17 protein-coding genes are annotated in these 15,683 nt (G+C 45.2%); 12 read left to right on the forward strand and 5 right to left on the reverse strand.

Annotation, left to right across the window (positions count from 1 at the left end; genetic code table 11):
• Nucleotides 1–18 precede the first annotated feature (18 nt).
• Nucleotides 19–825: an SDR family oxidoreductase gene (locus tag AB4Z50_RS18115; protein ID WP_441880994.1), complete on the reverse strand. Its 807-nt coding sequence runs from the start codon at nucleotides 823–825 to the stop codon at nucleotides 19–21.
• A 329-nt stretch (nucleotides 826–1,154) separates the two neighbouring features.
• Here AB4Z50_RS18115 and racE point away from each other — a divergent pair, with 329 nt between their 5' ends.
• The 8 genes from racE (at nucleotide 1,155) to AB4Z50_RS18155 (ending at nucleotide 6,422) form a co-directional block, all read left to right on the forward strand.
• Entirely contained in the window at nucleotides 1,155–1,964 is an 810-nt protein-coding gene (racE, locus tag AB4Z50_RS18120; protein WP_441880995.1) for a glutamate racemase, read from the forward strand.
• 102 nt (nucleotides 1,965–2,066) lie between these two features.
• Nucleotides 2,067–2,972 (forward strand): M14 family metallopeptidase, encoded by a 906-nt coding sequence (locus AB4Z50_RS18125; RefSeq protein WP_339203591.1) that lies wholly within the window; start codon nucleotides 2,067–2,069, stop codon nucleotides 2,970–2,972.
• Nucleotides 2,973–3,050: 78 nt separating this feature from the next.
• Nucleotides 3,051–3,284, forward strand: coding sequence for a hypothetical protein (locus tag AB4Z50_RS18130; RefSeq protein ID WP_441880996.1), 234 nt, complete (start codon nucleotides 3,051–3,053; stop codon nucleotides 3,282–3,284).
• A 45-nt stretch (nucleotides 3,285–3,329) separates the two neighbouring features.
• A complete protein-coding gene (locus tag AB4Z50_RS18135; RefSeq protein WP_339203589.1) occupies nucleotides 3,330–3,632 on the forward strand; it encodes an iron-sulfur cluster assembly accessory protein in 303 nt (100 codons plus the stop codon).
• A gap of 37 nt (nucleotides 3,633–3,669) precedes the next feature.
• The gene (locus AB4Z50_RS18140; protein ID WP_076266791.1) at nucleotides 3,670–3,894 is read left to right on the forward strand and encodes a DUF1450 domain-containing protein; all 225 of its coding nucleotides are present in this window, start codon (nucleotides 3,670–3,672) and stop codon (nucleotides 3,892–3,894) included.
• Nucleotides 3,895–4,004: 110 nt separating this feature from the next.
• Nucleotides 4,005–4,619: a DUF3990 domain-containing protein gene (locus AB4Z50_RS18145; protein ID WP_076266792.1), complete on the forward strand. Its 615-nt coding sequence runs from the start codon at nucleotides 4,005–4,007 to the stop codon at nucleotides 4,617–4,619.
• On the forward strand, nucleotides 4,582–4,881 hold the full coding sequence (locus AB4Z50_RS18150; RefSeq protein ID WP_076266793.1) for a hypothetical protein: 300 nt from the start codon (nucleotides 4,582–4,584) through the stop codon (nucleotides 4,879–4,881). Before AB4Z50_RS18145 ends, AB4Z50_RS18150 begins: the two co-directional genes overlap by 38 nt.
• Before the next feature lie 86 nt (nucleotides 4,882–4,967).
• The gene (locus tag AB4Z50_RS18155) at nucleotides 4,968–6,422 is read left to right on the forward strand and encodes a PDZ domain-containing protein (RefSeq protein WP_441880997.1); all 1,455 of its coding nucleotides are present in this window, start codon (nucleotides 4,968–4,970) and stop codon (nucleotides 6,420–6,422) included.
• A gap of 105 nt (nucleotides 6,423–6,527) precedes the next feature.
• Here AB4Z50_RS18155 and AB4Z50_RS18160 read toward each other — a convergent pair whose 3' ends face one another.
• Nucleotides 6,528–8,561, reverse strand: coding sequence for an LTA synthase family protein (locus tag AB4Z50_RS18160; protein ID WP_441881082.1), 2,034 nt, complete (start codon nucleotides 8,559–8,561; stop codon nucleotides 6,528–6,530).
• Nucleotides 8,562–8,588: 27 nt separating this feature from the next.
• Nucleotides 8,589–9,731: a THUMP domain-containing class I SAM-dependent RNA methyltransferase gene (locus tag AB4Z50_RS18165; RefSeq protein WP_441880998.1), complete on the reverse strand. Its 1,143-nt coding sequence runs from the start codon at nucleotides 9,729–9,731 to the stop codon at nucleotides 8,589–8,591.
• Between the two features lie 142 nt (nucleotides 9,732–9,873).
• On the opposite strand from AB4Z50_RS18165, the gene AB4Z50_RS18170 reads away from it, so the two are divergent.
• A complete protein-coding gene (locus AB4Z50_RS18170) occupies nucleotides 9,874–10,506 on the forward strand; it encodes an O-methyltransferase (RefSeq protein ID WP_441880999.1) in 633 nt (210 codons plus the stop codon).
• Between the two features lie 72 nt (nucleotides 10,507–10,578).
• Here AB4Z50_RS18170 and AB4Z50_RS18175 read toward each other — a convergent pair whose 3' ends face one another.
• A complete protein-coding gene (locus tag AB4Z50_RS18175; protein WP_441881000.1) occupies nucleotides 10,579–11,232 on the reverse strand; it encodes a suppressor of fused domain protein in 654 nt (217 codons plus the stop codon).
• A gap of 282 nt (nucleotides 11,233–11,514) precedes the next feature.
• A complete protein-coding gene (locus AB4Z50_RS18180; RefSeq protein WP_076266798.1) occupies nucleotides 11,515–12,738 on the reverse strand; it encodes an MFS transporter in 1,224 nt (407 codons plus the stop codon).
• 189 nt (nucleotides 12,739–12,927) lie between these two features.
• On the opposite strand from AB4Z50_RS18180, the gene AB4Z50_RS18185 reads away from it, so the two are divergent.
• Genes AB4Z50_RS18185 through AB4Z50_RS18195 form a run of 3 tightly spaced genes read left to right on the forward strand, consistent with a single transcriptional unit; the run spans nucleotide 12,928 to nucleotide 15,680 of the window.
• Nucleotides 12,928–13,449: a type IV pilus modification PilV family protein gene (locus AB4Z50_RS18185; RefSeq protein WP_441881001.1), complete on the forward strand. Its 522-nt coding sequence runs from the start codon at nucleotides 12,928–12,930 to the stop codon at nucleotides 13,447–13,449.
• Nucleotides 13,433–13,921 carry a PilW family protein gene (locus AB4Z50_RS18190; RefSeq protein ID WP_441881002.1) on the forward strand — a complete coding sequence of 163 codons (489 nt, stop codon included), beginning with the start codon at nucleotides 13,433–13,435 and terminating at the stop codon, nucleotides 13,919–13,921. The genes AB4Z50_RS18185 and AB4Z50_RS18190 overlap by 17 nt, the downstream gene beginning before the upstream one ends.
• A 10-nt stretch (nucleotides 13,922–13,931) precedes the next feature.
• A complete protein-coding gene (locus AB4Z50_RS18195) occupies nucleotides 13,932–15,680 on the forward strand; it encodes a hypothetical protein (protein WP_441881003.1) in 1,749 nt (582 codons plus the stop codon).
• Nucleotides 15,681–15,683 lie beyond the last annotated feature (3 nt).

Genomic DNA, 15,683 nt, shown 5'->3' on the forward strand with positions numbered 1-15,683 from the left:
ATTTATCCTTATTAATAGCTATCCGCGCAGCAAGGATTCTGCTCCGTCTATGTAAACAGTGGTACCTGAGACATGGTCCGAATCATCAGATGCGAGGAATAATGCAAGCTTGGCCACTTGAGCCGCGCTGCCGGGCCCATCTTCGAGCGGCTGGCTGCCTTCTGGATATTCAACGGGTATCGACACACTCTCGAGCTCTGGCGTACGCTCTGTATTTTGCTCGATATTCGTCTCAATAGCTCCGGGGCAGATGGCATTCACGCGAATTTTGTACTGGGCAAGCTCCAAAGCAGCCATCTTGGCAAAAGCGACCTGTCCAGCCTTCGTGCTGCTGTAGGCGCTGAAACCGATATTCGAGAACACCCGATTACCATTTATGGAGCTGGTGATAATAATGCTTCCGCCTTTATCCTTTAACAAAGGGATAGCGTGTTTTACAGTTAGAAATGTACCGGTGAGATTAACTTGAAGCGTCGTATTCCAGTCTTCGATATCCATCAGTTCAATCGGTGTTAATACACCGTTAATACCTGCATTGGCAAATACAATGTCTAGGTGTCCATAATGCTCGCGTGTTTGTCGATAGGCGTCTGCAAGCTGAGCTTCATTGGAAATATCAGTTTCAATAGGCAGGCAGTCGACATTGTATTCTCGAACACGGCGGCATACTTGCTCCATGGCGGATTCTTTAACATCAAGCAGAACCAAATTGGCGCCTTCCTTCGCGAATTTTAAAGCTGCTGCCTTACCAATACCAGAGCCTGCCCCGGTAATGAGAGCGACCTTTTCTTGTAAACGGCCGATCGGATATTTCACTTTTGTCATCTGAACGCCCTCCTTTTTGTTTTCAATCCAAATGCAATGCTCCACATTGTTTCTACACGTATGTACCCGATCCGAGATGATCTAAACCGAATGCTAAAGGCTGAACCCCATTTATTCCTCTGCATTATTGCTGGATTAACCAAAAAAGGACTGTCAATGCTACGTAACGTAGTCATTGACGGTCCTTTGTCATTTACATTGAGCTTTCAATTTTAAATTTCAGACCGCTTGTCCGAAATGTCGATAAGATACTGGTACGTTTTTGTGCCTGTATTCATATGCTATTTTGTCTCTATTCATCACATTATGTTTAGGAAAGCGGTGTGTTTGTGCAGCAACCGATTGCAATACTGGACTCAGGCGTTGGCGGCCTCACCGTTGCCAAGGAAGTTATGCGCCAACTGCCGCGAGAAAAAATCCTTTACTTTGGAGACACGGCTCGAACGCCATATGGACCGCGTTCTTCAGAAGAGATTGTTCGTTTTACGAGGGAAATCGTCGATTACTTAATTCAGTTTAATCCGAAAATGATTGTTATAGCATGTAACACAGCAACAGCGGCCGGACTTGAAGACATTCGCTCAAGAGTCGCGATTCCGGTTGTTGGTGTCATTGATCCTGGTGCAAGAGCAGCTATCGGCCTTACAGCTACGGGTTATGTTGGTGTCATCGGCACAGAGGGAACGATCAAAAGCGGTGCTTATGAGCAAGCTTTAAAGACGTTGTCGCCGAAGGTGCAAGTGATAAGCGAAGCTTGCCCGAGATTTGTGCCGCTAGTGGAAAAGGGGAATTTTCGCTCCTTTGAAACGTACGAAACGGTGCAGAGCTCCATTGGGCATTTGCGGCTTTTTCCAATGGATACGTTAATACTTGGCTGCACGCATTATCCTTTTCTAGCGGAAACCATATCCGAGGTGATGGGTCAGAGCGTGAATCTCATCAGCTCAGCGGACGAGACGACACGCGAGATCAGAAATATTTTGGAAAACAATGACCAGCTTGCGAGCGAGCAGAGGGAAACGGTACATCAATTTTTTTGCAGCGGAGATCCGCGGATGTTTCAATCCATTACTCAGCAGTGGCTTGGGAAGCAGATTGAACTGACGCCTGTAGTTTGGCAAATACCCAATATCATTTAAATAATAAGAAACTGAAGCCGGGCTTAAACAAAGCAAGGCTTCTTTTTGTTGATTGCTACATAGGACAAGTAAGACCATGCATAGCATGATAGGAGCAAATTTATGCAGCTGGGGGCGATGGTTATATACTCCTTACAAACGTATGGCTATCTTGATTTAGTGGAGGGTGTTCGGCAGCTATCAGGCAGATACTCGTTTTTATCGGCACATATTATTGGGGAGAGCGTAATGGGCAAGCCGTTATTGGCGCTCCGCTGCGGCAACGGCCCGCGTCAAATTCATATGAACGGCTCTTTTCACGCAAATGAATGGATTACCTCTGCACTGCTGATGCGCTTCGTTGCTGATTTGTCGGCAGCTTATTGCAGCGGGGAGCGAATGGGTGGACAGCAAGTGGCGGATTTGTGCAAAGACGTGACTTTATGGGCTGTCCCGATGGTAAACCCAGATGGTGTGGAGCTTGCACAATACGGAGCATTGCCGAGGCATCCTTATTATCAACAGCTAATGGAGTGGAATGGCGGCTCCGATCAGTTCAGCAACTGGAAGGCCAACATTAGAGGTGTTGACTTAAATGATCAATTCCCTGCGTTTTGGGAAGAGGAGTGCAAGCGCAGAGGGGTAGAGGGGCCTGGACCACGCGACTATCCAGGACCGTATCCGCTAAGTGAGCCGGAGGCGAATGCCATGGCTCAATTTACGAGTAGAATCGGTTTCGATGCGGTTCTTGCGCTTCATACGCAGGGGCGGGAAATCTATTGGAATTATCGTGATTATGAGCCGGCCAATGCAGAGCAGCTTGCCAAACGGCTCGCTCAGGCAAGTGGATATGAAGCGGTAAAGCTGACAGGCAGCGATGCGGGATATAAGGACTGGTTCATTCATCAGTTCCGCAGACCTGGCTTTACAGTGGAAGCGGGCTATGGCGAAAATCCGCTGCCGATGAGTAATTTTGATCAAATTTATGTGGAGCTGCAGCCGCTGCTGCTAGAGGCGCTTCGCCTTTAGCGGCCGCTGGCCTCTAGTAGTTAATTACGCCATGCTTATGCTATACTAATCGGAAAAGGTCAGCAAAGGTGGGATTTCATGCGTAAGTTGCTGTCGCTGCGCCATTGGCAGCGTACGTTTGTCCGTATTTTTCAGCTGCTTCGATCAAAGGATGTTTCACTGCTGGACAAGCTGATTTTTTCCGTGCCTGTTTTTCTTTACTGGGTTTTGCYGGACGTCATGCCGTTCATGCCGATTGACGACATCGCGGTTACGATGGTGCTTGCCGAATGGTTTGCCCGTAGAATGGAGAGCAAGTATAATATAAAATAATAACGATTGCCGAAAGGCCTAACGATAAGAGGAGCTGGATAATTTATGAACTGCAAAATTTCAAAAAATGCTGCTAAAGTTCTGCAAGTAGAGCTGGACAAGCCTGAAAACGAAGGTAAAAAGCTGCGTATTTATGTCACTCATTCGCACGGCGACCATGCTCATTACGGTATGGGAATCGACGAGCCGACTGAGAAGGATATTGTTGTATCCACTGACAAAGGGATCGATGTTATTTTGGAGAAAGACAATGCTTTTCTGGACGGCGTTCGCATCGATTATTTCTATGTGCCTGAAGAAGGTTTTGCCGTTACGAATCCAACCAAGGGCAACCACGGTGATCACTAGCATTTTTCCGTATTCGGTTGAGACAGGACGATGAATAATGGCTAACGATATAATGGTTTGCGACAAATGCAAGCATACGAAGATCAAATCGATTTTGCCGAAGCTGCAGAAGCTGGCGCCGGACACAGAGGTTCGTGTAGGCTGCAAGTCGTACTGCGGGCCTTGTGCCCGCTATGCATTTATTTTTGTTAATGGAAGGTACATTAAGGCGCCTTCAGAGGATGAGGTCATCGAGAAGATCATTCCTTATATCAAGAAATAAATAATAATATTAATATTATAGAACGACATACACGACAAGACCCTGCGACAGTTTGATTTCGTAGGGTCTTTGTATTTTCATACGAGGAGCCAAACGAAAGGAGTGCGAGCGTGGACATAACGACGCCTCAGCTTTTATATCATGGAACCACAAGCGATACTGTGCAATCATTTGGGCAGAAGCTGTTGAATTCACCCTATTGGCGGCCGGGGAAAGATTTTGGAGAAGGATTTTATACGACAATATCGGCTGAGCAAGCACGCAAGTGGTCGCATAAGGCAGCAAAGGAGTCATGGGACGGCGGTCGTCCATGCGTGCTTGTCGTAGAGCTGACCTCGGTACCGGAACAGGTCGAGCCTCTCTTGTTTTTATCCGATTCACCGGCATGGGCGTCCTTTATTCTTGCTCACCGCAAGGCAGCAGTCAAAGGTACTGATCCCTGTGATGCACATCCAGATATCATCATCGGTCCTATGGCGGACAATGACACTGGAAAAATCGTACATAAAGCAGTACAATTAAAGAAAGATGAGCAATGGTTTTATGAGCAAATTACAGTGTCGCGCAAAGGCAGGAAGCTCGATTCGCTGCGGCTCGGCAATCAGGTCGTTTTTTGCTCCGAACGGTGGGAATCTCATTTGAAACTAGTCGGCTACCATATTTATACGGGAAGCAGGTGGATGTATCATGAAAGTGAAAACACAGGTCAGGTTAAGCTTATATGAACGCGGAATTGCTGAGGCTTTAGCTGCCGAATACGGCTATACCGCAGCGGATGCGAGAGAGCTTGTCGTCGAATATATTCAGGTTATCCGCAAGCTTAGCGGGTATGACAATTGTGCCCAGTATGCGCAGCTGCTCGATCGTGCGCGTCGTATGAACCATTCCCCAGCGCAGTGGCTTGAACGTATCCAAAGCGTGGAGAAAGGCGAAATGAGAGACAGAGGCATTGATTCGGAACAGCGGCAATATTTGCAAATGAAATAGGACCCCGCGATGTGTATCGCCCGGGTCCTTTGTTTATCCTAAAAGAAATACATATGCTTCGTTTGAGAAAGCTTAGGGGGAAAAGAATGCTGAAGCCAGCACGTTATTACCTATTTGGACTAGTCCTAGCGCTTGTCTGTTTGGCTGCAGCAGAGCTCATTTGGCTGCCGGCCCCGCTGAAGACGTCCGGCGGGATACAGTGGATAGAAATGATCGATTGGTTGTTCAATATATTAGCTCTAATACCGATTAGCTGGGCGGTTGGTGCCTTGCTCGGGGTTTGGCAGCAGCGGAAAAGAAAAGGCTGGACACTTATTTTACAGCTTGTACGGCTTGTAATCGCTGGACTAGGCATAATCGGAGCAGGTTATGTGCTGCTTGCGCCAGAGATGCTGTTCCAGATGCTGCTGATTATCGGCGCTGCTGCACCGCTAGTGTTTGTAGATATGCTTCTTACTGAAGCGTTAGAGCGGTCGCGAGCGGAGAAGGCATTGAACATAGGAGGGAATCGTTCAAACGCTCCCAGGAGGCTTCTAAGTCCTCTGTGGCTGCCAAAGCGCGGGGTGGTCACTCTAATGATTACGATAGTGCTTCTATTGGTGTTGCTCTGCCCTACCGGCTATCGCGTCACATACCCAGGGATGACGCTCAATATGAATCGTTATGCGCATGTAGAGAAGAGCGAAAACAGCGGGGGAACGGTAAACGGCATACTCGTATTCGAGAGGCCGGCCGTACCGGCTGATTGGCTGTATGCCAAGCTGCTTCCGATGTATAGCTTCGAGAAAATACCAGAAAATGAACCGCCGCTGACAGAAGCGTACACGCAAGTCGTTCATATGAAAACGGATGCCAATCGTGTTGCAGCAGCTGTTGCCATGCAGAAAGCAGGCGTTGGAGGCGGAATTAAGCCAGATGGCATTCGAATTGTTGCCATCGTAAAGGATAGTCCAGCCGAGCAGAAGCTGCAAGCTGGCGATATTATTGATGCGATGAATGGGCAAGCGGTTAAATCGATTGGCGAGATGACCGACTACATGGAGAAAGCGGTAAAGCCTGGCGAGTCCGTACAGATTACGCTAAGGAGAGCAGGGGTTCAGACACAAACGGAGGTTAAGACGAAGGCCTCAGCTGATTCGCCATACCGAGCAGTGTTCGGCATTTCGGTGCAAACAGAGTTGCTTCTCGATATCCCGCTTAACATCGATTACAAACGCTTTATGGCGCATATTGGAGGTCCATCTCATGGGGCGATGCTGACGCTGGCTATTATTGATCAGCTGACACCAGGCGGCGTTACGTATGGCAATCAGGTGGCGGGTACAGGTACAATTGAAGCAGATGGCTCGATTGGATTAATTGGCGGCATCAAGCAAAAGGCTTATGCCATCAGCCGGACGGATGCGGATGTGTTTTTTGTGCCGGCTGAGCTGGAAGGAGATGCTCGCAGCGGAGCGCTTGATCTCAACATTGTGCCAGTGAACACGATTGACGATGTGCTAAATTGGCTGTCTGAGCATAAAAAGCAGCTAAATGTGTAGGAATGTTAGTATACCGAATATAAAAAAGAACCTTCAGATCCACTATTGAATGTGGATTTGAAGGTTCTTTTGTTTTGCTTTTTCATAGCTTACCAAGCTGCAACGTTAACGACCAGCTGTCTCAAGCCCATTGCTGCTGCGAGCTTCTGTAGCGGTTTGCTCCTTGAAGTCAGCGATGAGATTGTTCATGACGATTTGATCCGACATGTTCAGCTCGGTGCGCGAGTCTTCAAAGGCACTTATGCAGCCGCTGACTGGTATGGATGCATTGTCTTGGATGTTCCAGCATGCTCCGTTCTCAGCGATGCCATCTGCTGAAGGCATAAAGTAGAGGGTACCATCAGTGAAGGCTCCGTTTCTTTGCACAACCTTCTTGCCAAGGAGAGGATTTTCCATAAGCAGAGGCATGCCAATTAAATATTGATCAGCCGTCGAGATGCCGAGCAGATGCATAATCGTAGGCGTTACATCCAGCTGACCGCCTACATTCGTATACGTTCCTGCATGCTCGTTCTTAGGCAAATGTATGAGCAGAGGTACCTGTTTCACAATCATTTGACGCTCTAAATCATTCAGCGGTTTGCCAAGGAAAGACTCAAACAACGACCAGTCATTAATTGAGTTGTCGTGATCCCCGTACATGACGAGAATCGTATGATCCCAAAGCCCTTCTGCTTTCATTCGATCAACCAGCTCACCGAGCGCGGCGTCTACATAATGAATTGATTGCAAATAATCCCCCATTAATGTACCATCCAGCTCGCCAAGGTTAAGCTTTTGCTCCTCTTCCGGCATCGTGAACGGATAATGGCTGGAGAGTGTGATCAGAAAGGAGTAAAAGGGCTGCTTCTGATCGGCAATGACGTCAAAGGATTGTCGGAAGAAAGACTTGTCTCCGAGAGCCCAGCCGATTTTTTCATCTAGTTGAAAATGCTTTAAGCTGTAAAACTGATCATATTGCATGTTTTTGTACATCGTATTTCGGTTCCAAAAACCACCCTCATAAGAGTGGAAGACGGATGTCCCATAATCGTTTGCTTTCAAGGTGCTGGACATACAATCGAATTCGTTTGGTGCATATTGGATGAAAACCGAGCCGTTCGTGACGGGCTGCATGGAGCAGTTTGCCATGAAATCGGCATCCGAGGTTCTGCCTTGAGCGGTTTGTTGATAAAATTGACTGAAATAGGCGCTCTGCTCGATTAAATCGTTTAAATTCGGGGTAATTTCTTGACCGCCGATTGATTTGTTAACCATAAAGTTTTGGAAAGCTTCGAGCTGAAGCATAATGACATTGCTGCCTTTATATGCGCCAAATAGAGCATCCTGCTCAAGCGTTTTCCGCTGGTCGCCGCGTTCTTGAATCCAGTTTTTTGCACCCGAATACTGCTCAGCGGTAACCGTCTCCGCATCCAGCCAGTGTTGTTTGACATACCGATACATATCATAGCCATGAAAACCAAGCGCGCCCGTCATGTTGTAGATGGACAGATTCCACCAATTGCCGACCAAAATACCTTGTCCCCACGTACGCTTCGCTTCATTTACGTTTGTGAAAACAAGCGATGTTCCGATGCCAAAAATCACAGCGCTTAGAACGATGCGGACGATTGCCTTTTGCATGCCAGCAGGCTTGCGACGATGCTCATTCGCTTGACGAAGATCACTCCGCCCTCGCCATAATGCGTAAATCGCAAAGGGAATGATGATAATCCAATCAAGGAACAAAATAAAATCCGTCGCTCGGAGAAGTGTGCCGATACTCTCGCCTAGGGAGTCCACTTGACTGAACTGAAGCAATACCGGAACGGAGATCAGATCTTGAAAGTAGCGATAATAAATAATATCGGCATACAAAACAAAGGATGCGATCAGGTTCAACACGATAAGTGCAACGATCCGTCCGCGTGCAGGCAGCCATATAGTCCAGAAGCTGAACAATAAAATGGCTCCGAGCTCGATAAGGGCATCTTTATCGGTCATTTTCATTTTTGGTACGTCAAGAATGGCATTGAATAGATAAACCTTCGCCATCATCACAGCCACAAATAAAAGCAAGTCTACAGCCTTCAGCCGCTCGAGCCCTATCAAAATCTTGCTCATCAAGCGGCGTAAAGCCGAGTGGTTATTATATAACATCAATAAAATATCCTTCCTCTTTCGTTACTATCGATTTCCGCGAGGGGGAAGCGGGCCAAAAAATTGCAAGTAATTACACTCGATACGACCATTAAACAGCTTCCGCTTCTTATCCGCAGGACGTCCGAAATAGTGCTCGATTGTCGTTGATGGGCTAATCGAGAAATACGACCAAGTTGGGTAATGGAGCGCAGTCAATCCGAACTGACGCAGCGCAGCCTCTGCTTGTACATCATCGCCGAGACGTTCGCCGTATGGCGGGTTCGTAATAATAACGCCGTAATCGCCTTCAAGCTTCACTTTGGCAACGGGTTGCACAGTAAGCTTGATTTCTTTGCCGAAACCCGCTTTCTTAATAGCAGCTTCTGCGATTTCAATCGCTCCTGGATCAATATCAGAACCTGCAATTTGAAGTGGAACATCATCTTTTACCAAATCAAATGCTTCATCGCGCGCTTCATCCCACAGCTCATTCGGAATAAGCGGCCAGCCTTCGCTGTTAAAGCTTCTGCGAAGGCCAGGTGCGATGTTCCAGCCAATCATTGCTGCTTCAATCAATATCGTGCCGGAACCGCAAAATGGGTCGTAAAGCGGCCGATCAGGACGCCAGCGGCTAAGCTGAACGAGAGCAGCGGCAAGCGTTTCCCTAATTGGAGCTTCGGTAGCTACTTTCCTGTATCCACGTTTATGCAAGCCATCGCCTGTAGTGTCCAGTGTCAGCATGGCACGGTCATTCATAAGCGTAACTTCTATTACATAACGTCCGCCGTTTTCGGGAAACCATTCGGTACCATAACGTGCAGACATTTTATCAACGACCGCTTTTTTTACGATACTTTGGCAGGCGGGTACGCTTGTCAGCTGAGATTTTTGCGAGCGGCCATTTACAGGGAATTCACCGTCGTTCGGAATCCATATCGGCCAATCAAGCGCTTTGGTGCCCTCAAACAATTCATCGAAGGTGGTAGCAGGGAATTCTCCCATTTTGATTAGAATTCTGCCTGCTGTGCGCAGCCAAAGATTGGTGCGGCAAATATCGATAGGACCGCCTGTGAAATTAACGCGTCCGTTCTCTACCTGAAGATCGGTATAACCTAGATCCTTCAATTCACGTGCAACAACCGCTTCAAGCCCCATTGGCGCAGTTGCGATCAATTGTAACTTTTCCATTTTACACTCTCTTTTCATTAATTCTTGGTGATCTTAGCTTCATATCTAAAGCATAAGCTTGTAACCCCGTGAACAAAAACATACAATCAAGTATAGGACAAACTAGCTTGTTTTTACAAATTGTAAAATTGGAGAGAGTAGAATGACGTTGCAAAATGAACAATATGTGGATTCGCTTTATGTGGCAGATGCTGATCTCGAGCGTACAAAAGCAGGTATAGCGGCTAATGGAATGCCGGATATATCAGTTGCTGATGGGTATGGCAGGCTGTTAACGATGCTTGTATCGCTGTCGAAAGCACAAAATATTATTGAAATTGGAGCACTAGGCGGCTATAGCGGCATTTGCTTGGCACGGGGCCTGCAAGAGGGCGGTAAATTAGTATCGCTTGAGCTGCTGCAAAACTATGCTGATCTAGCCAAGCTGCATATGGAAGCAGCTGGACTCGGAGATAAGGTAGAGTATATGGTCGGTGATGCGAAGCAAAGCCTTGCGGAGCTGAAGTCTGCTGGCAGGAAGTTTGATTTCTTTTTTATCGATGCAGATAAAGAAGGATATCCCATCTATCTGGACTACGCGATTGCACTCGCTAATCCGGGAGCAATTATTGTAGGCGATAATATTTTACTGCGCGGAAGAACGATCGATCCAGCCAAGGAAGGTCCAGCAGTTCGTGCCGTGCGCTCTTTTAATGAGATGATCGCAACAGACGATCGTTTGCAGAGCACGATATTGCCGGGCTACGATGGATTAGCGATAGCGATTGTGAAGTAATAGAGCAAGCCCTGACCCCCTTCGGTATAATGCTGGAGGGGATCAGGGCTTTTTTTTTGTGGAAGATGAGTTCTAGAAAAGTCCAAAAACCTTTTTGCAGCAATTTTTACGGTTCAAATGAACAACATCATCCGTGCCAATTTTGTTTAGCTTTGTGAATAAAGCTTCCACACCGTTTTTTAACTTGTAATCCATTTCCTCCTGATAGATCGGAATTAATGTGAAGAAGTGAACGACTTTCTCATCGGTAAGAAACAAATTGAAAAACCCTGGTTTATCTTCTACGTCTGGAAGTGAAAGGAGCATGCCTTGAAACTTCGCATCTTCACTATATGGCTCTACGGGCTCACCATTCGCAAGGGTATGCCCCATGTAAAGCCAAGTTTGATACTCATGTGGAAATCTCCCTAATTTTTTTAGCGCACGGATAGGCCAGTAATAGCGTTCATCCTTAAACGCTTCATCTGAAATCTTCCAAGTAGGAGGAAGGCTGATCATAAGTTCGGAATATCGGTATTCCTCTGCTCCTTCTGGAACGGTCATCGGTAATTCACTCATTCCATATGTAACCAGGGTATAATAATTACGCTTAGCGGTTGGACCCGCTACTATAATATCAATTGGGATGATATCTGACACAATTTCTCGGAAAACACCCTCGATAGGACCAATATATTTTTCAATATGGCTACAAATTTTTTCATAATTTTCAACAGAACGCTCCATAAGACTACCTCCACGCCAAAGTGAAATACTTAAAATGTGAATTTCGACACCATTCTACAATGTCCTTCCTTTTATCGGAATTAATAGTAAAAACAACCGACATTGCATTGATTTTCAGATTGATCGGTTGATCGGATACAGAGCGATAAGAATAGTTCACGGAATTTTGTTGAAAATGCCGAAAGTTTATAAGCTGTGAAGATTAATCAGTATAAACGCAAAAAGGGTCATGAAGGAATTTACATTCTCCTTCATGACCCTTTGCTATCTCCATGTAATGGATCAGCCGTCCTTGACCGGCTCTTTTGGCTGTGGCCGCTTGCGAAGCAGCGACTGCCATACCCATCCAGCGTTAATCATGAGCATGACCGCAGATAAAAGAAATAAACCTTTAATGCCGATCCAACCGGAGAGGGCACCACCCGTGATCGGGCCAATCATGTTGCCTAGACTCATTGTGCTGGTGTTGAAGCTGTAGGAACGGCTCTCCATGCCGTCAGGTGTGTATTTTCGAATAAGGGAGTTTACGGCTGGGATAAGCCCCCCGAGAAAGATGCCAAGAAAAAAGCGGGCAATGAGCAATTGCCATACGGTGCCTGCCATCGCTTGTGGAATAAAGGCGAGCGACGAACCAACAAGCGCTACGCCAAGTACACGTTCTGCACCGATTCGGTCACTAAGCTTACCGAGCAGCGGCGAGGACACGAGATTGGAGAGACCGGTGACTGATCCGACGAAACCTGCCAAGAAAGCAAGGTTGGCCGTTGTCCCGTGAAGCTCCTGAACATAAAGCGGAATAAGCGTCATTGGGCTCATCATAGCGAATTGAATGAGAAAAGTGACGGCAAATAACGCAGTGAGCTGAGGAATGCCGCTTAACTTTCGAAAACCCTCAATGACGGAAGCTTGCACGCGAGCCGCTGCTTTCATTCGGTCAAACGGTTCTTTTACAACAAATAGAGCAAGCAGCGAGGCTGCGAACAGCAAAGCTCCTGTCAGGTAGAAGATCGGCCTAAAGCCAATAGAATCCGCGAGCAAGCCGCCTATAAATGGGCCAAGTATCGTTCCGGCAATGCCTCCTGATTGAATCGTTCCCATCGCGAAGCCCATCTTATTTTTTGGCGTTGTTGCTGAAATTAATGCGATAGATGCAGGGTTGAAGCCGGATATTGTCCCATTCACCATTCGAAGCAGCAGCAAGTGCCATGGAGTTGTGGCAAACCCCATCAATACCATAACGATGGACATACCGAAACCAGAGCGGAGCAGCATCATTTTGCGACCGTACCTGTCAGCCATCTTCCCCCATATGGGTTGAAAAATAAATGACGTCACAAAGTTGCCCGCAAAAATAAGCCCAGCCCACACGCCGATCTCATGCTTATCGGTTAAACCTAAATCAAATTGCAAATAGAGGGACAGGAACGGAATGATCATCGTCATCCCAGCCATAACGAGAAACTGTCCGAACCACAACACGATCAGATTTTTTTTCCATTGTTCCATAAGAAAATTATAACATATGTGATCAAGGCAACAAAAATGGTTCGAATGACTTATTAAATCTACATATTAATGTCGAAACTCGTTCTTTTGTCATAGAAAAATATACCTAGCTATAGTAAACTGAGATTAGAAGAAAAAGGAATTAATTATGTCGATGGTGGCTATGAAGAAGCGGGTGAGGAATCACAAATGAGATTTTATAAGAAAGCAGAAGGACAAGCGGGCTTTTCACTAATTGAAGTGCTAGCTGCATTTACAATACTATCCATCGTTGCTCTAGCAATGACAGCATTTTTCACGAATGCACTCACCTATGCGAAAGGGAATCAGAATAAGACAGTTATGGTGAATCTAGCACGGAATGCTTTGTTTTATATGGAGAAGCAAGAATTTGATCCGATCAAAAAATACTTTGTTGTGGATGGCAAAACAGAGATTTCATGCGGGGCGACAAGCTGCTCTGAAGAAGTGAAAAAGCTGGTTTCGAATGGGGATATATTATTTGAGGTTCTTCACCCAACGATTAACGGTGTTGCATATCAAATATCGATTGAATATCAGAAAGACATTATGACCGATCTTTCGCTTCAAGGAAAAACAGCGAATTATTTAATCCCGATTAACGTTCTTGTAGAGCCTATTGGGAGCAGCAACAATGCTCGTGAGGTAACAAGGGTGGAGGGCTACATAACAAATGAGAAAATACGTTAGTAAGCTTCGAAATGAAGAAGGAATTTCATTAATTGAACTCATCGCATCAATGGCTTTGCTTTCGATATTTGGAGGAATCATATATTCAGTACTCGTCTTCGGAATTGGCACTTATAACAAAATCGAGGTCGAAAACTCCTTGCGTGATGAGGGAGATTTAGTCATGTCCTCTGTTATTAATGAGTTGTATACTTTTGCGCCAGATTTAATAGGGTCAACGGGGTATGGTATTGAACTGTCCAAAAGCGATCCCACCGAAATGAAAATGATTAAGATCGATAATGGCGAAATAATGGTAGGTAACCGCGATCTCAAAATAAAATCAACGATTGCTCCAGCGTCTACCATTAAACTTATTTGTGAGAAGCCTGGGGCATGCAGCACAGGACTTATTGAGATTAAGCTTGTGCTTAATCAAACCCACGCTGGAAAAACACAGCAATTAGCATTGGAAAGTAAATTTGGTTTCTAGGAGATATGCCATGATTCGAAATGAACGCGGCTATGCGTTATTGCTTGTTATATTTATGATTCTTTTATTTACGATATTAGGGACAGCCATTTTAGGTGCTAGTTTAGGAGGAGCAACTCGAACAGAGACACGCGAGAACGATGTGCAAAGCCTTCATTTAGCGGAAAAGTCTCTTAATCAAGCCGTGTCATATTTGATTTCCGAGTATGATGGACGAGATGATATTAGCTCTGAGGAATTACAGAAATATATGACTCAAATTCAGAATTTGGATAATTTTAAAGCGAAGCTTACGAGTACAGAGTTGGATGGGGCTAATGCAGAGATAACTGATATTAAGGTGGAAAGTGGAAGCAACCTTCAAAGTTACAAGCTTAAGCTTACCTCTGAAGCTGTTGTAAATGGAGTTAAACGAAAAATGGTTCAGCATGTCTTGATTGATTCCTATCCAGAATTTCTGCAGTATGCCTATGGTTCGGAACAGGATGTTATTATTAACGGCTCACCGTATGCAATGGGTAACGTCTATGCAGGGCATGAGTTGAAGATTTCCAACCGAGCAGAATATAGGTATAAATCTCTGGGAGATCGGCAGCTTACTCAATATCCAAGGCTAGATGGAAATCTATTTGTGCCTTCATTTCATGCCATCAAATATTTTGAAAGCACTGATAAAGCTCAGCCGGTCGTTTATAAAAGCTTATCGACAAATGATGAGAGTGAACTTCAAAGAGTTCTCGGTATTAAATATGAAAATATTCATCTTAAGGATAATGGCAAATTCAGATCCATTAATATTGATGAGTCATTTATTGACAAAGCAATTGAAGCAACCAGCAACAGTATTGGCGTTCGAGAAAAGCTGAAAACGGTATTTAATGCAAATAATATGAATCCTTTTATAGATGAACTCAGTAATATGGGATTGAACAAAGTTGCAATTGTGACGCAACCGACGCTTCCAAATCAGGATGACCCGCTTGATGTAGCTAGATACGAGGCTGAGATCATTAAATATGAGGAATACATAAATGTATTCAATTCGGTTTTATCGGAATCCATCATACATCAAGGGAATCTGACTTTAAACGGGGTAGATTTTAAAAAACTCACCTATTCAGAAGATGCAAGAAATTCAGGGAAATGGTTTATCGTAAATGGTGATTTGACGATTGTTAATCTTAGTTCTGATTACTTAGATCTTAAAGCTAATATACTTGTAACGGGCAACGTGTCGATTAAAGGTAAAAAGATTAAGGTGGACAGCACGATTTTTTGTTTAGGAGCAGGCTCAAGTTCTAATGAGACAACGATTGAGGATGCTGAACTAAAAGGAGATCAAACGGACGGGACAACGAAGCAGCTGGTACTCATTTCAAAGAAAAACATTTTGCTAAATCGATTTGATGCCTTCACGAATTATGGGAAATATGAAGGGGAAGGCATTAAAAAAAATAGACTAGATGCTTTCTTTTATACAGAAGGCAAAGCGGAGCTCTACGGGGTAGGTTCAACGTTTTGGTTGAATGGCGGTTTTTTTGCAAAAGGCGACCTAACCATTAATGCTGTTTTAGGGAATGTGAAAGAAAAATCAGATGAATCAGGTATAGACTTTCCATTGCAAGATAGCAGTGTAGGTAAGCTGGACTCTAGATTTATTGTGGAATACAATAATAAGATCTTTGAAGACCAGTACTCAGGTTTGCCTCGCGTCAAGCAAATAAGTGTAATGGTTGGAAGTAAGCAATTAGGAGATTAATAA

This window comes from Paenibacillus sp. 2TAB26 (assembly GCF_052115145.1).
Taxonomy (GTDB): domain Bacteria; phylum Bacillota; class Bacilli; order Paenibacillales; family Paenibacillaceae; genus Pristimantibacillus.

Bases quoted from the DNA above. Each gene is read 5' to 3' on its own strand.
- AB4Z50_RS18115 (WP_441880994.1), bottom strand. From the start codon at position 825: ATGACAAAAGTGAAATATCCGATCGGCCGTTTACAAGAAAAGGTCGCT.
- AB4Z50_RS18125 (WP_339203591.1), top strand. From the start codon at position 2,067: ATGCAGCTGGGGGCGATGGTTATATACTCCTTACAAACGTATGGCTAT.
- AB4Z50_RS18135 (WP_339203589.1), top strand. From the start codon at position 3,330: ATGAACTGCAAAATTTCAAAAAATGCTGCTAAAGTTCTGCAAGTAGAG.
- AB4Z50_RS18140 (WP_076266791.1), top strand. From the start codon at position 3,670: ATGGCTAACGATATAATGGTTTGCGACAAATGCAAGCATACGAAGATC.
- AB4Z50_RS18150 (WP_076266793.1), top strand. From the start codon at position 4,582: ATGAAAGTGAAAACACAGGTCAGGTTAAGCTTATATGAACGCGGAATT.
- AB4Z50_RS18155 (WP_441880997.1), top strand. From the start codon at position 4,968: ATGCTGAAGCCAGCACGTTATTACCTATTTGGACTAGTCCTAGCGCTT.
- AB4Z50_RS18160 (WP_441881082.1), bottom strand. From the start codon at position 8,561: ATGTTATATAATAACCACTCGGCTTTACGCCGCTTGATGAGCAAGATT.
- AB4Z50_RS18165 (WP_441880998.1), bottom strand. From the start codon at position 9,731: ATGGAAAAGTTACAATTGATCGCAACTGCGCCAATGGGGCTTGAAGCG.
- AB4Z50_RS18170 (WP_441880999.1), top strand. From the start codon at position 9,874: ATGACGTTGCAAAATGAACAATATGTGGATTCGCTTTATGTGGCAGAT.
- AB4Z50_RS18175 (WP_441881000.1), bottom strand. From the start codon at position 11,232: ATGGAGCGTTCTGTTGAAAATTATGAAAAAATTTGTAGCCATATTGAA.
- AB4Z50_RS18180 (WP_076266798.1), bottom strand. From the start codon at position 12,738: ATGGAACAATGGAAAAAAAATCTGATCGTGTTGTGGTTCGGACAGTTT.
- AB4Z50_RS18185 (WP_441881001.1), top strand. From the start codon at position 12,928: ATGAGATTTTATAAGAAAGCAGAAGGACAAGCGGGCTTTTCACTAATT.
- AB4Z50_RS18190 (WP_441881002.1), top strand. From the start codon at position 13,433: ATGAGAAAATACGTTAGTAAGCTTCGAAATGAAGAAGGAATTTCATTA.
- AB4Z50_RS18195 (WP_441881003.1), top strand. From the start codon at position 13,932: ATGATTCGAAATGAACGCGGCTATGCGTTATTGCTTGTTATATTTATG.